Origin of the sequence: Paenibacillus paridis, from assembly GCF_006345825.1 — a bacterium.
Taxonomy (GTDB): domain Bacteria; phylum Bacillota; class Bacilli; order Paenibacillales; family Paenibacillaceae; genus Pristimantibacillus; species Pristimantibacillus paridis.
On the sequence record NZ_VCIX01000087.1, the window covers coordinates 308,858 to 324,437 of the forward strand.

Annotated in this window: 9 protein-coding genes; all 9 read right to left on the minus strand. The window is 50.2% G+C overall.

The features are described from left to right. Window positions 1-136: 136 nt before the first annotated feature. The 9 genes from FJQ58_RS16800 to FJQ58_RS16840 all read right to left on the minus strand — a co-directional run bounded on the left by FJQ58_RS16800 (window position 137) and on the right by FJQ58_RS16840 (window position 15,574). On the minus strand, window positions 137-6,013 hold the full coding sequence (locus FJQ58_RS16800) for a WIAG-tail domain (protein ID WP_139995440.1): 5,877 nt from the start codon (window positions 6,011-6,013) through the stop codon (window positions 137-139). Window positions 6,014-6,253: 240 nt separating this feature from the next. Beyond that, window positions 6,254-7,285 carry a FecCD family ABC transporter permease gene (locus tag FJQ58_RS16805; RefSeq protein WP_139995442.1) on the minus strand — a complete coding sequence of 344 codons (1,032 nt, stop codon included), beginning with the start codon at window positions 7,283-7,285 and terminating at the stop codon, window positions 6,254-6,256. Window positions 7,286-7,287: 2 nt separating this feature from the next. Then, on the minus strand, window positions 7,288-8,328 hold the full coding sequence (locus FJQ58_RS16810; RefSeq protein ID WP_139995444.1) for a FecCD family ABC transporter permease: 1,041 nt from the start codon (window positions 8,326-8,328) through the stop codon (window positions 7,288-7,290). A 405-nt stretch (window positions 8,329-8,733) separates the two neighbouring features. Further along, the gene (locus tag FJQ58_RS16815; RefSeq protein ID WP_139995446.1) at window positions 8,734-9,891 is read right to left on the minus strand and encodes a glycosyltransferase family 4 protein; all 1,158 of its coding nucleotides are present in this window, start codon (window positions 9,889-9,891) and stop codon (window positions 8,734-8,736) included. Window positions 9,892-9,972: 81 nt separating this feature from the next. Further along, window positions 9,973-11,007 (minus strand): sporulation integral membrane protein YtvI, encoded by a 1,035-nt coding sequence (ytvI, locus tag FJQ58_RS16820; protein WP_238404095.1) that lies wholly within the window; start codon window positions 11,005-11,007, stop codon window positions 9,973-9,975. Window positions 11,008-11,072: 65 nt separating this feature from the next. Next, on the minus strand, window positions 11,073-12,212 hold the full coding sequence (yfkAB, locus tag FJQ58_RS16825) for a radical SAM/CxCxxxxC motif protein YfkAB (protein WP_139995448.1): 1,140 nt from the start codon (window positions 12,210-12,212) through the stop codon (window positions 11,073-11,075). Window positions 12,213-12,349: 137 nt separating this feature from the next. Then, window positions 12,350-13,468, minus strand: coding sequence for an HD-GYP domain-containing protein (locus tag FJQ58_RS16830; RefSeq protein ID WP_139995450.1), 1,119 nt, complete (start codon window positions 13,466-13,468; stop codon window positions 12,350-12,352). Window positions 13,469-13,612: 144 nt separating this feature from the next. Further along, on the minus strand, window positions 13,613-15,064 hold the full coding sequence (locus FJQ58_RS16835) for a bifunctional metallophosphatase/5'-nucleotidase (RefSeq protein WP_139995452.1): 1,452 nt from the start codon (window positions 15,062-15,064) through the stop codon (window positions 13,613-13,615). A 42-nt stretch (window positions 15,065-15,106) separates the two neighbouring features. Then, window positions 15,107-15,574: a molybdopterin-binding protein gene (locus FJQ58_RS16840; protein ID WP_139995454.1), complete on the minus strand. Its 468-nt coding sequence runs from the start codon at window positions 15,572-15,574 to the stop codon at window positions 15,107-15,109. Window positions 15,575-15,580: the final 6 nt, after the last annotated feature.

Genomic DNA, 15,580 nt, shown 5'->3' on the forward strand with positions numbered 1-15,580 from the left:
TCCGCAACGGCGAGCGTACCGCTTATAACGGAATCCATTCGATATTTTGCAGGATAATGCCGCATTAACCACTCATAACAAAGAGCCGCTTCGCGGGGTCGTTTAAGACGTTGCGAAGCGGCTTAATGCTGTTCGTTTATGCTTTACCGATTGCGATCCAGTTAATATGGCCTCTTGGCTCCTGGCTAATTCGTGTTCGGATGATAATGATAGCCGCTTTATCAGCAGCCTTCGAATGAACGACGGCATAACAAGCCGGATTATCAGTGGTCACTGTCAAGACATAACGATTGTCAACGAAAGGCTCATCGAAGGCTATGATCAGCTCGATCTGCTCTGCTTGAACCGCAAAACTATATGGCGTCAAACCAAACTGCTGCATAACGACGCCGCTAGCGGAGCTTGCAATGACTGGAGCAAAACGCAGTGCCGAAAGCTCGATCGATTGCTGCTGAATATGCCTTCCAGAAATCGAGTTATCAGCTAATTGTGTCGCTGAGGCCGCTGTAGCACCATACGAAGCATAATCAGGAAGCAAGCCGGCTGCGAGTTTATCTGCTGTTATGCTGCCTGGGGCAATATGCTCCGTTCCTACGCTTCCAACAGCTAGCTTCGCCGTCGTCACGCTTTCGCTCGCCAATTGATCCGTTCCTACGCTTCCAACAGCCAGCTTCGCTGAAGTCACGCTTTCGCTCGCCAATTGATCCGTTCCTACGCTTCCAACAGCTAGCTTCGCCGTCGTCACACTTCCGGCTCCCAGTTGATCCGTTCCTACGCTTCCAACAGCAAGCTTCGCCGTCGTCACGCTTTCGTTCGTCAATTGTTCCGTTCCTATGCTTCCAACAGCAAGCTTCGCCGTCGTCACACTTCCGGCTCCCAGTTGATCCGTTCCTACGCTTCCAACAGCAAGCTTCGAGGATGTCACGCTTCCGGTGACCAACTGTTCCGTTCCTACGCTGCCTTCCGCTAGCCTCGATGCCGTTACGCTTCTTGCCGATAACTGTTCCGTTCCTACGCTTCCAACAGCTAACTTCGCGGACGTCACACTTCCGGTCGCGAGCTGCTCCGTTCCTACGCTGCCTTCTGCTAGTTTGTCAGTCGTAACGCTTCCTGCCGTCAAGTGATCCGTTCCCACGCTATCTTCTGCGAGCTTCCCAGTTGTCACGCTTCCGGTCTCCAATTGATCGGTTCCTACGCTGCCTTCCGCTAGCTTTTCCGTCGTCACGCTTCCATTCGCGATCTGGCCCGTTCCTACACTTCCACCAGCTAATTTCGCAGAGGTCACGCTTCCGGCTCCCAGTTGGTCCGTTCCTACGCTTCCATCAGCTAGCTTCGCGGACGTCACGCTTCCAGCTACCAACTGCTCCGCTCCTACGCTGTTTTCAGCTAGCTTCGCGGAGGTCACGCTTCCGGCTCCCAGCTGTTCCGTTCCTACGCTTCCACCAGCTAGCTTCACGGACGTTACGCTTCCAGCTACCAATTGTTCCGTTCCTACACTGCCTTCCGCTAGCTTCGATGCTGTCACGCTTCCTAACGACAGCTGTTCCGTTCCTACGCTCCCTCCAGCCAGCTTCGCGGAAGTCACACTTCCTTCTGCCAGCTGTTCCGTTCCTACGCTGCCGCTAGCCAGCTTCGCCGATGTCACGCTTCCTGCCGACAACTGTTCCTCGCCTACGCTTCCACCAGCCAACTTCACGGATGTCACGCTTCCTGTCGCGAGCTGATCCTCTCCTACGCTGCCCTCCGCTAGCTTCACGGACGTCACGCTTCCTGCCGACAGCTGCTCCTCTCCTACACTGCCTTCCGCTAGCTTCGATGCCGTCACGCTTCCTGCCGACAGCTGCTCCTCGCCTACGCTGCCTTCCGCTAATTTCGATGCCGTCACGCTTCCTGCCGACAGCTGTTCCGATCCTACGCTCCCGCCAGCTAGTTTATCCCTCGTCACGCTTCCGGTCACAAGCTGTTCTGTTCCTACGCTGCCTTCCGCTAGCTTCGATGCCGTCACGCTTCCTGCCGACAGCTGTTCCGTTCCTACGCTCCCACCAGCAAGTTTCTCCGTCGTCACGCTGCCAGTTGCTAACTGACCCGTTCCTACGCTGTTTTCAACTAACTTCTCTGACGTTACGCTTCCGATTGACAACTGATCCGTTCCTACGCAGCCTTCCGCCAGCTTCTCCGCCGTCACGCTTCCGTTTGCTAACTGATCCGTTCCTACACTTCCACTAGCGAACTTCTCTGACGTTATGCTTCCAATTGACAACTGGTCCGTTCCTACGCTGCCTTCCGCCAGCTTCTCCGTCGTCACGCTTCCGCTTGCTAATTGATCTGTTCCTACACTGCTTTCAGCTAACTTCTCTGACGTTACACTTTCAGTTGACAGCTGTTCCGTTCCTACGCTGCCTTGCGCCAGCTTCTCCGTCGTCACGCTTCCGCTTGCTAATTGATCTGTTCCTACACTGCTTTCAGCTAACTTCTCTGACGTTACACTTTCAGTTGACAGCTGTTCCGTTCCTACGCTGCCTTGCGCCAGCTTCTCCGTCGTCACGCTTCCGCTTGCTAATTGATCTGTTCCTACACTGCTTTCAGCTAACTTCTCTGACGTTACACTTTCAGTTGACAGCTGTTCCGTTCCTACGCTGCCTTGCGCCAGCTTCTCCGTCGTCACGCTTCCGCTTGCTAATTGATCTGTTCCTACACTGCTTTCAGCTAACTTCTCTGACGTTACACTTTCAGTTGACAGCTGTTCCGTTCCTACGCTGCCTTGCGCCAGCTTCTCCGTCGTCACGCTTCTTGCCAACAATTGATCCGTTCCAACACTTCCGCCAGCTAGCTTCGCGGACGTGACGCTACCGTTTATCAGCTGCCCTGTTCCTATGCTGCCTTCCGCTAGCTTCTCCGTCGTCACGCTTCCTGATGACAGCTGTTCCTCTCCTACGCTCCCAACAGCCAACTTCGCCATCGTCACGCTTCCAAATGCAAGTTGTTCCGTTCCTACGCTGCCTTCCACTATTTTCGCCGACGTCACGCTTCCGGTTGAGAGCTGATCCGTTCCTACGCAGCCCTCGGCTAGTTTTGCCGAAGTCACGCTTCCTGCGGACAGATGATCCGTTCGTACAGAACCGGCTTCCAATTGCCCGCTTCCGATCACGTCCGCCACAAGCTTCTCACGGGTTACTGCGCCATCGTTAAGCTGCTCTGTACGAATACTGTTAGCAGATAATTGCTTGCTGCTGACGGAGCCTTGCTTTAGCTTGCTGCCCAGAATCGTTTCATCGGCTACTTTATCGAAAGAAAGCACATCGCTTGCCAAATGAGCAAAGGTGATGGTGCCTTTACGGATATGGTATCCCTGGATCGTATCCGATTTAAGATGCTTGCCCGCAAGTGACTCCAATTGCACATGCTCGCTGGAAACGGAATCCTGCGCAAGCTTATCTCGCGTTACCGACTCGTTCTGCAGCGCATTTTCTCCAATGCTGCCAACTGTCAAATGGGCAGCATTGACGGATTTCGGTTGAAGCTGCTTTGAGCTGACAGCAAAATCAGCAATTTTGTCAGTCGTAACCGCTCCATCAGCAATATGATTCCCTGTAACCGCTCCATGCTGGAGCGCTTCTGCTCCCACAGAACCATTTTTCAGCTGTACAGTTCCAATACTTCCCTCGCTTAGCTTCTCCGAAGTAATCGATTCATCCGCCAGATGGGCGTTGTGCACGCTGCTCTGTCCCAAATGAATGCCAAGTACAGAGGCAGTGGCCAAATGCCGGCTGTGCACGGCCTCATCAGCAATTTGCTTCGACTGTACTGCCCCGAAAGCAATTTTCGCTGGTGTAACCGAGCCGTCCTGCAGTGCTTCGCTGACGATCGATTGCTCTGTGAGATGGCTGGCAGTAATGGTTTGCGGTTCAATATGCTCTGGACCGATAGCTGCAACTTGGATATGCTCGGCAGTTATTGATTTTTTAGCGATATGGGAAGTGGAAACCGCCTGCGGCGCAAGCTTTACGCTTGTGACGCTTCCATCGGCAAGCTTTGCGGTAGAAACGCCTAAATCCGTCAACTTATCGGTTGTAACCGACTCCGGCGACAGCTTAAGCGAGTTCACAACATGATCAGCCAAGTGATGCGAGAATACAGCTCCTGGAGCGATATAGCGCTCGGTCACAGCTCCTTGGGCCAGCTTGTTGCTCGTTACGGAACTATCCTGAAGCTTATCATTATCAACAGCATCCAGCGCAAGATGTCGTCTCTCGATGATGCCAGACTTCAAGTGTTCGCCTCTCACCGCTTCATCTGAAATGGCTTCCTCGGTAATCGCGCCTGCTGAGAAATGATAAGACCTTAATGATTCCGGCGCCAGCTTCTGGAAGGTCACAATCTCATCCTGCAAGTGCCGCGTTTCAATCGAGCCATTTGCTAAAATGCTGCCGTCAACTGCGCTGTCGGTAAGCTTGCTTCTTGAAACAGAACCATCCGCCAATTGAGGCATGCCGACTGCCTGAGCGCCAATATGCTCTTCTTTTACCGCGCCTGGAGCCAGCTTCTGCTCGTCGATGATTCTATTTTGCAAATGTTCGCGAGTAATGGCGTTGTTTGCGATATGCATCGTATTTACTGCATCGGCTGCCAAATGCGAAAACAATATCTGCGATTCCGCAATTTTGTCAGAAGTGATGCTGACTGGCCCCAAATGGCGATTGAGCACCGATTCGTTGGCAAGCTTTTGGGCATTCACGCTTTGGTCGGACAACTTCGATATGGTGATGGAATGGTCAACCAGCTTAATCGTAGATACGGATTGATCGGCAAGCTTTGAAGAATTGACCAAATGATCAGCGAGATGGTCGCTTGTTATTTGCCCTGCGCCGATGTGTGAGCTTAGAATGGCTGCTGACTGGAGGTGCGACGAAGACACCGATTCGTCCGCCAATTGTACGGCCTCGACTGCCTTTGCCTGCAGTTCTCTTGTTCCGATGGCTCCTGCTGCCAGATGATCGGCTTCGATTTCGCCCAGGGCCAAATGCTTTCCCTGTATAACACCTACGGCCACATGCTCTGCTAATATAACGCCTGGCTTTAAATGTTCAGCGGTTATCGTATCCGCTGTGATCTTCTCGCTGGTAACAGCGCCATTGCGGATTTTGGATTCCGTAACGGCTCCTTCTGCCAGCTTCGAATTATTAATAATGTCATTGGCCAAATTATCCGGCCGAATCGTCCCGCTTTTGATTTTGTCAGCGGTAATCGCTTGATCGGCAAGCAGCTCTGTCGTCACGAGAAACGACTTCAAATGCTTCGATTCAATGGAGCCTTCTGCAAATTTATCCGTGCTGATTGTTCGATCAGCCAGTTTCTCGGACGTGATGCTGCCATCATGCAGCTTACTCCCCGTAATGGAATGATCCAGCAGTTTATCGCCAGATATTGCATTGCTTATTAAGTGCTCGCCTGTAATGGATTCGTTAGCGATTTTGCTCGAGTTGACCGAACCGTTAGCCAAATGTATGCTCTGAATGGCATAATCCGCCAACGCCTCTGCCTGCACACTGCCCGCGGCCAGCTTCGTACTGTCGATAGCCCCAGGCGCAATTTTTTCTGCCGTCACGGTCCAATCCACCAAATCATCGGTATAAATGAATCCCGCTGGTCCTTCAGGTTCCTTCTTTTCTTCGATTTTTTCCAGCTTCTCTTCCAAGCTAAGCTCCTCAATCTGTTCCACCAGCTCATCAATGGCTGCCTGTTCTTCCTGCTCAACGGAGGCCAGCTCGTTGTAGACCAGATCAGCTTCTTCCAACTCCACTGGAGGTTCGAGAACAGACATTACGGCGTTAATACTCGCCTTCGTTTCTTCTTCATCCGGCTTTGTTATGGATGTTTTAGCTGCATTCACTAATGCTGCAGCTTTCTTCTTATTCAAATCATCCAGCCACTTTAACTCGGAAGCATTCGGATTATCAACATAAAAAAGCGGCTTTCGCCCCTTCGGGCTCTTCCCTTTTCTGCTTTTCGTCATAGTCCTCTCCTTCTCCCACCTGAAATGTCATAGGTAATATATGCACCTACCCATGGGCTGGCTACTCGTTAGGATGACATTTATCCGCCCGCAGCCTTGGCAGCAAACCAAGATGAAACGGCTTTGCCGTCCTTTGGCGGCAATGTAGAGAAGGGATAATGAAATAATATCCTCACCTATATTTCAAAAAAAACCGCCGGAGCACACTGCTCCGGCGATTAGAATAAAGATCTATTTAGGTTATTTCGATCGTGATAGCAAATATAAGAAGTAAGGCGCACCAATGACCGCAACGACAATACCCGTCGGAATTTCATTTGGCTGGAATGCCCAGCGTGCCAGCGTATCCGCTACGATAACAAGCAACCCGCCTACGAATGCCGATGCAGGAATGAGTGCCTGATGCTGCGGGCCAACAAGCCTTCTGGCCAAATGCGGTGCAATTAGACCAACGAAGCCAATGCCGCCGCCTACAGCGACGCAAGAACCTGCTAACCCGACAGCAGCCGCAAGCAGCCATGCTCTTTCTTTGTTCACTTCCGCGCCTAGGCCAACGGCCATTTGATCCCCCAAGTTCAAGGCATTCAAGGCTTTCGCCTTATACATCACGAATGGAAAAATAACAATGAGCCATGGCAGCAGGGCCAGGACATACTTCCAGTTGGTTCCCCAAATGCTTCCCGCCATCCATACGGCGAAAAATTGATATTTTTCAGGCGTCAGACGCAAAATTAAAATTTGCATGGCCGCGCCGATGCCGGCCGCTACAGCAATACCAACAAGGATCATCCTTGTCGGTAATAAACCGCGATGCCGTTTATACGAAAGAATAAATATAAGCAATGCAGTGAGTGAAGCGCCAATCATCGCAAGAAACGGCATTAGAAAGATGGAACCTTTTTGCGTAGTAGGATAGAAAGAAATAAACATAATAACGGCAAGTCCAGCCCCCGCGTTAATGCCAAGCAAACCAGGATCGGCTAGCGGGTTGCGCGACAAGCCTTGGATAATGCAGCCGGAGACGGCAAAGCCTGCTCCGATCAGGATCGAAATAACGATACGCGGCAGCCGAAAATCAAAGAGAATCAGCTCTTGCTTGGCAGTACCGTAACCAAATAAAGTTTTGAATACATCGAGTGGCGCTAAACGGATATAGCCCGTATTCATACTAATGATAAAAGAAATAACGATCAATGTGCTGAGCACGGACATCACAAGAACGGCACGCTTTCTTCTACGCTGCTCGGTAGCGGTTATATACAAGGTATCCATGCCTATTCCCCCTTCATTTTCGTAACAAGATAGAGGAAGAACGGCACACCAAGGACAGCGATGATCACACCAATAGCTACTTCCTGCGGCGGATTAATGATACGCCCGCCAATATCAGCCAGCACCATCAGCAGGCTCCCGAGAACGGCCGAGCAAGGAATAATCCAGCGGTAGTCCACCCCAACAAGAAAACGCGAAATATGCGGAATAATCAAGCCAACGAAACCAATGGAGCCAACGGCAGATACAGCCGTACCCGCCAGCAGCAAGACGATAATGACGCCAGCTGCTTTGACGAGTCCAGTTCGTTGACCAAGCCCCGCAGCTACGTCATCGCCTAAGCTCAGCAGCGTGATCGATCGGGATAAAACCATGGCAGCTATCAAACCACCAAGCACCCATGGAGAAACGATTTGGATTTGCAGCCATTTCGTACCTGCTACGCCGCCGGCATACCAAAAAGCCAAATCTTGGCCGATTTTAAAATAGATTGCGATACCTTCCGTAATGGCAAGCAACAGAGCGCCTACAGCTGCTCCGGCAAGAGTGAGTCGCACAGGGGTTAACCCCCCCTTGGCCAAAGAGCCGATACCGTACACAAGTCCCATGGAAACCGCGGCACCAAGAAAACAGACAAACATAAGTCCAAGATAGGATATTGACGGGAAAAACGCAAAACAAAGAGCCAGCATGAAGCCTGCGCCTGCGTTAATGCCAAGCAAGCTGGAATCTGCCAGAGGATTTCGGGTCATGCCCTGCATGACAGAGCCTGATACGGCAAATGCAGCTCCGACTAAGGCGGCAGCAATCGCGCGCGGCATCCGAAGCTCTTTAATAATCTGGTGTTGAATATTATCCGTATTAAAGTGGAAGACAGCTTCCCAAACGGTAGAGAGGCTTATGTCCGCCGCGCCGACCGAAATAGAAACGGCCAGGGACAAAATAAGCGCAGCGATCCCTCCAAACAAAATGATGGTGGCCGTAAGGGGCCTAGTGCGCAGCTTCGTACCAGCCAGCGCTTTTGCGTTCATTGGAGAAGACATCGTTTAACTACCTTTCTGTATGTATACTTGGGATGAATTAGCACCGGGACAACTCGTTCAATTCCATGTTCCGGATGGTAGAGCTCTTTCAAGGCATAAAAAAAACCCCGCTACACTGATAACGATTCTCGTTTTCAATATAGCAGATTTTTATTTATTTTTCAATGAAATAAATAAGTCATTCCAATGACAAGTAGGAACAATTAACTATACATCGTGCTGTCTCTCTCCACTCATTCAAAGCGACAGAAAAAAAAACCGCCCGGCAAAGGAGCGGTCGAAAAGCATCGTCAAGCGCGCAGCGCGTGCTGAGCATGCTCAGTACGTATCGTTTGCATAATATTCCCTATTAACTGAGGTTTCTGCTTAATAGCACTATGCTGCATTTTAAATCATATACCCTCGCTATAATCCGCTTTCCTTAAGCAGCTTTATCCAGCGATCGGCGGTATGCCTCCAGGTAAACGTCTGCTCCACTCGCTCCCTGCTGCGTTTGCCCAGTTTCTGGCGCAGCTGTTTATCGTGAAGCAGCTGATTCAGCCTCTCCCGGAGCTCAGGCTCAACGCGACTTGGATTAACCAAATAACCTGTTTCGCCATTCCGAATAATCTCCTTCATGCCGCCCGCCCGCGTAGCGATGACAGGAATTCCGCAAGACATAGCTTCCACATTTACAAGCCCAAACGCCTCGCGCTGTCCGGATGGAACGACCGCAATATCTGCAGAGAGCATCCAGCCCGGCACCTCCGAATGCGGCACATACGGAACAAACCGCACATGGCCAGGACTTTTGCGTCCAAGCCTCTCAAGCTTGCGGGCATATGCGGTTTTGCGATGCGAGCCGTAAAAAGGGCTTCCGACTATAACGACCATGAGCTCCGGGTGGCTCTTGGCAAGCTGCGGCACAATGTTCAGCAGGTGATGCACCCCTTTAAGGGGAATGAGTCTACCCATAAACAGAACGACTTTTTTGCCCTGGAGGCCTCTCTTTTGACGCAGCCTCTCCCGTATTGCGGCACCATCAGCCGAAAATTGAGAAGGAAAACGTGCGGTTTCAACCCCAGGATAAATGACACGGACCTTCGCAGCCGTTTCAGGAGCTTTTGACACAACGATTCTTCGGAGGAACTCGCTGTTGACAATAATTTTATCCGCTGCCTTAAAGCATTGATGCAGCTTGGCAGGCGAAATATAAGAAGGGGAAATAAAGGTGGAGGAATGCAAATAAAGCCATACTCGCTTGCCTGGATTCATTTTCTTCATCGTCAGCACGAATTGCGGCCGATTCTCCACATCAATGACATGAGGCGAAAAACGTTTAACCGCCTGTCCTACCTCATAAATATAGCGCTGCTTGCTGCCGGCTGAAAACCGTTCACAAACAACGCCATTAAATTGTCCTAAGCGGGGCAGCCGCTTGCTTAATCTTCCAAAAATTCGGGGCTCCGCATAAGGCTTCAGCAGCGGAGCAAACTTTTCCACCACCCGCTCAACGGAACTGCTCCCAGAAGATGGGATAGGAAATGAACCCGGGGTGACAATTGCTACTCTCGTGGGTGCCATTGATTCGAATGCCTCCTATATGAACTGCTATTTTGCAGTATCATACGCTTTGGCCATTCTCTTTGACAGGGCACCAAGAAGCTATAGTTTGAATTTCATCTGGAATAAGCCGGCTTTGCGTGCCGCCATATAAATGATGACTACTAATGGGCCGATAAACACGCCGATGACGCCGACCAGCTTAAACCCTACGTATAAACTGACGAGCGCGGAAAGCGAACCGATTCCGACGGAATCGCCAAGAATTTTCGGCTCCACGATACGGCGAAATACGGTAATCACAATAAACAAGACAAACAATCCAACACCTACGTATGTATCTCCGGTCAGCATCAGGTAAGTTCCCCATGGCACCAACACTGAGCCCGTTCCAAGAATCGGCATAATATCGACGATAATGATCAGCAGCGCGATGGCTAGCGGATATTTGACGTTTAGTACCAGCAAGCCAATAAGTGAAATAATATAGGTAAGTGCACTTAAAATAAACTGAGAGCGGAGGAAACCGAATATCGATTTTTTGAGGTTATTCAGCAATGCGTTCACCTGAGGCTGCGATTTCTCCTCAAACAAAGACAACACGGTTGCCTTCATCGTATTTAGGCTGAAGCTCATCATGTAGACGGCTACCAAAAAGACAATAAAGAAGATAAACATGCCCGGAATGCCAGAGGCGAAAGCGATGACCGAATTGGACAAGCTTCCTACCATCTTCGTCAGCGTGCTCGTTAGCTCCATTAACCATTTCTCTAACGTTTCTATCGTATCCGGCGGCAAATTTTGATAGAGCGATTGGGCTTTTACCATTAAATCGTCAACCATGCCGTTGGCATCCTCGAAGTAATTCGGTACTTTCTTGAAAAAAGCAACGAGTTCCGCGACGATTTTGACGCCCAGCAAGGCAATGAGCCCGATGAGAATGATCGTAAACAGACTGCTTGATATCGTAGCCGAAACGAGCCTGTTCATTCGGAATCTCTTCATAAACAGCTGATTGAGCGGCTCTAGAAAAATAGCTACCACAAGCGCAAGCAAGAAAGGGGCTCCGACCGTAAAAAACAAATAGAGCAGCAGCAATCCCAATGCAACAAAAATAACGGTCTTGATCGACAACATCTTCTCCTCCTCTCTATTACTGTATATGCACTTTAGGCGGCTCTTAAACCTTAGCTCCCCGAGCTTTAATCAAGCACGGCACTGCGTTCGTGAAAATTGACATCTTTGTAGTACATATCCTTGACCAGCAGGTTCGGTCCGCAGCATGAGGCTGCTGGGCAATGGCAGTTCACGCTCTGAGCAAGAGAATGCTCCAGCCATTTGTCGAACAGCTCCTCCAGCTTCGCAGAGCCTATGTTGCCAAAAGCAGGCACATCCGAGAAGTCCGTTACGTATACGTCTCCTGTAAATAAGTTGACGTTAAGCCGATTGCGTCCATCCGGATCGTTGCGAACGGTCACGTTTGGCTCTTGCGATAATCTCCTCAGCATCTCCCGCTCTTCCCTGCTGCTGCTGCAATGATAGAAAGGAAGAGTCCCAAAGAGCATCCATATCGATTGGTCCCTAGCCTTAAGAAGCCGATCGATCGCGCTAAGCATCTGCTCGCGAGAGAGCACCGGCAAATCCTTCGCGAAGGAGCTCGGGTACATCGGATGCACTTCATGACGCTGACAGCCCATATCTACGATAAGCTTATGAATTTCATCAATTTTGTCGTACGTTCTGTAATTGATCATAGATTCCGCCGATACAAGTACGCCCGTTTCACTTAAACGCCGAGCATTTTCGATCATGCGGTCGTAGAGCTTAGTTGCCGCTTCAAGCGACACATGATGACCTGCTTTTGCAAATCCAATCTGATGGAAATCCTCCGGCGAGGTGTAGTTAAACGAAATATGCATAACATCGAGATAAGGGGCTAATTGCTCGTAACGTTTGTATGGGAGCGTTACATTCGAATTAATTTGGGAGCGAATGCCGCGGCTGCGTGCGTATTGAAGCAGAGGAACCATATAATCGCGTACCGTACGGTCGGAGAAAGTAGGCTCGCCGCCCGTAATGCTGATCGTCTCCAAATGTTCAACCTCATCCAGCCGATCCAGCATCTGCTTAAGCGGCAGCTTGGCAGGCTCTGAGATGACAAGTGTATCTCCTACGGCGCAATGCTCACAGCGCATATTGCAAAGGTTGGTCACTGTCATTTCAACACTTGTTAGACGATGTCTTCCATATTGCTGGAGCGACCGAATCGGATCCCACGGATCATTCGTCGGCGACAGCACAGAAAGCGGTCTTGTTGTTTGTTGCAAATCGATTGTGTTCATTTTTCTTCAGCACCTGACTTATGATCTGGAATGAATCATTCTGTTTTTATTGTAATCCTAGGCTGCAAAGGAAGCAAATAAAACGGCAAAAAAAACAAGCAAAAAGGAGCCATCGCGGCCCCCAAGCGTCTAAACCTTTAAATACCTGCTGCTCTTTGCACTTCCGTCATGTCCTCGTTCACGCTTACGATCATCATGGTAAGCTGTGTCGAGAGATCGATTTCGTATGGCGATTTCAGTTCCTCGCCCGCTTCGTTGTACAACACGCGAACGATTGGACGATGCGGATAAGAATAGTTCAGGTCGGAAACGATGCCTGATTCGCCCGTTTGGAGCTTTACGCTAATTCCAATCGGGTAGATGGCCACCTTATCCCGGAACAGCTGGAGCATTTGCTGTTCATAGAGCGTTCCCGTCCCAGCGTAAAGCCGCTCGATGGCGTGATGGGGCAGCATAGGCGAGCTATAGACGCGGTTAGTCGTCATCGCGTCATACGAATCTACCAGCCCGATCCATTTGGCGTAGTCATGGATTTCGTCGCCCTTGATGCCGCGCGGATAACCGCTGCCATCAATTCGCTCATGATGCTGAAACGCACAGTGCGCTACCAGCAGTGGCAGATTAGGCTCATCCTTCAGCAACTCATAGCCGATCTTCGCATGCTGCTTAATGGCATCGAACTCCTCCTTCGAGAGAGAGCCCGGCTTCTTCAGCACGTCGATCGAAATCTGAGTCTTGCCGATATCATGCAGCAGCGCCCCCATGCCAAGCGTAGTCAGCTCTTCTCTAGAGTAGCCGTTTGACATGCCTAGCAGTGTCGTATAAACACAAACATTCAAGGAATGCTGATACAAATAATGATCCACGGAGCTCATATCCATCAGCATGATCATGGCATCCTTGTGGCTCGACAAGTCATCGATGATCATGTTCATCATCTGCTTAAATGGCTGGGCAATATACGGATAAGTCACGCCCTTCTTGCGCTTTGGGCGATCCATCATTTCGCGGAAGCTGGTTCGAATTTCCTTGAGCGCGGTTTTCATCGTTTCTTCCCTAATAAGGGAAGGAGATACGATGTCATCTGTTCTCGGATCTGTTATATAAACATATTGAATTCCGCATTGCTCCAAGCGGAATATTAGTCGCTCAGTCAGCTCTATGTTCTCGCCAAGAAGGACCAAACCCTCTTGCGAAAAAATTTTCTTGGCCAGCTTCATGCCGGGCCTGCATCTCGATAATGGCAACAAACGCATTTTCTCGATCCTTCCCCATAAAAAGATATGCTAACTATTACATCGGAAAAAGCCGTTCGTAATGTTAATGTACGGGAAAATCGCGAAAATCGCAACCATTTTATGCAAAATTTCGACATATGATGTCGATTCCAGCCATATTTCCTACGAAGTGGCGATGTTATTCCATCTGTGCCGATGACAATCTTGAAGAGCTTCTGCGCTTTGCAACTGAACAGCGATCACGTCGCGCAAAAATTCGGGCAAATAATACGTGTATTGAACTGCCTTCGCTAAGGACTCATAACCGGCCTTGAAGCTAAACATATCAATCGTACCAACCGAATATAAGCGTTCATCCGCCAAGGGATCTCCGCTTACTTCAACCGATATCAGCCTGCTGAGCGGCGGACGAGAGGAATCATAAGTGACCGTCATGCCGTCAATTGCGAGCGTACCGAGCACTTCTCCACGGAATCCATAACCTTTAATTGGCTTGTGAATAAATTCCGGCAGTAGCGCCTGCTCCAGCGCTTCCCTTATTTCGGATCCCGCTAGGATCATTAAACAAGGATTAATAGGGGATGGACATAACGCATGCAATTCTCCAGCTGTCACCTCTCCAAGCGCAAGGCCACCGAGCAGTTGCCCCGTATTGACAAGGCTGATCTCGGCATCAGTCCAACGGCGCAGACCTGCGGCCAGCAAATTGGCAAGTGGAGATTCTTGGTCGGCTCTAGTTGGCAGCGGCTTGTCGAGCGTCGCAATGACTTTGTTAAGCCGTTGTTTCGCCGTTTCGCGATATCGGCTAATAATAGCAGAAGCACCTGGGTTCTCCTCCAATGCTGCAGTCGGTATGCAGGCTGCTCGAAACAGAGGACGGGACGTTAACGGATCAATTCCGATTTCCACGCGTCCAATATACTCTCCGAACTTGCCGGCTGCGCAAATCGTCGTTTGGCCGATGATTATCGGTTCCTCCAATAAATGGTGGGTATGTGCCCCGAGAATAAGGTCAATGCCAGACAGTTTCTCAGCCATCAGACGATCGAAAGTCAAGCCCAGATGTGACATGACGACCAGCACATCAACGTATGAGCGCAATTCCGACACTTGCTCCTTTACCGTTTCCATAGGATCTTTAGCCTGCCAACCCAGCAGGGAGTAAAAATCCGTAAATGCCGCCGTCACGCCAATCATCCCGATACGCAGTCCATCTTTATCAATCACCGTATTCGGGAGCAGCCAGTCAGGCAGCTCACCAGTCGCAGCATCATGCATGTTGGCACAAACAACCGCAAAGTTAGCCCGGTTGACGTAAGCGTCTGCTATCGTTTGGAAGGAATAAGTTAAGCCTTCATTATTGCCCAGCGTAGCTACTTCATAGCCGGCATCATTCAACAATTCCACATTGACAATTCCATCGCTGCCTTCCGTTTCTACCCGCATCCGGTCCATATGATCCCCGCAGTCTACGGCGAGGACTCGGTCGCTGCCATAGGTACGCCGCTCTTCTTTAATGAAAGAAGCGATTTGGGCGGCATGTTCGAGTCGACTATGGATGTCGTTGCTGTGAAGGAGCACTACTCGTGTACGAAAGCTATCTGTCAAATCCATGCACGCCTCCTTCTGGCTCTATTGCGAGCGCTGCGAAATATTCTATTTATTCATACGTAAATCTTGGGCAGTAAAGGTATGCTTAAAGCCATAGGTGGCTTCTGACTGCCGCTCAGATAGCTGATGATCAAATTTCAGCTTAACGATGCTTTTAACATTCAAGCATTTGCTGCTCCCGTTAGGCACATACAACCGAATGGGCCCTGCGTTGGTTAAAGGCTCTCCATTCATAGAGAACAATACGGCAGCTTGCCCAAGCTGTTCCCATGGAATAGCGGCCTCGAACGTATCCGCAGCTTCAACAATCAAATGAGAAGGCGTTACGGCTGCCACTCCTTGGCCCGCCATCCGCAGCCACCCGGAATACCAGCTATGCCAATCAAAAGCCTCACCTTTCGCCTCAGGCACTCTGTCAGCGATCGGGAAGCTGGCACCTGCGAGCTTTGCCATCTCGAATGGACGGGTAACAGACAAGCCAAGCTCAAAATGGTCGATATGAATGTCTGGCATGGTTCT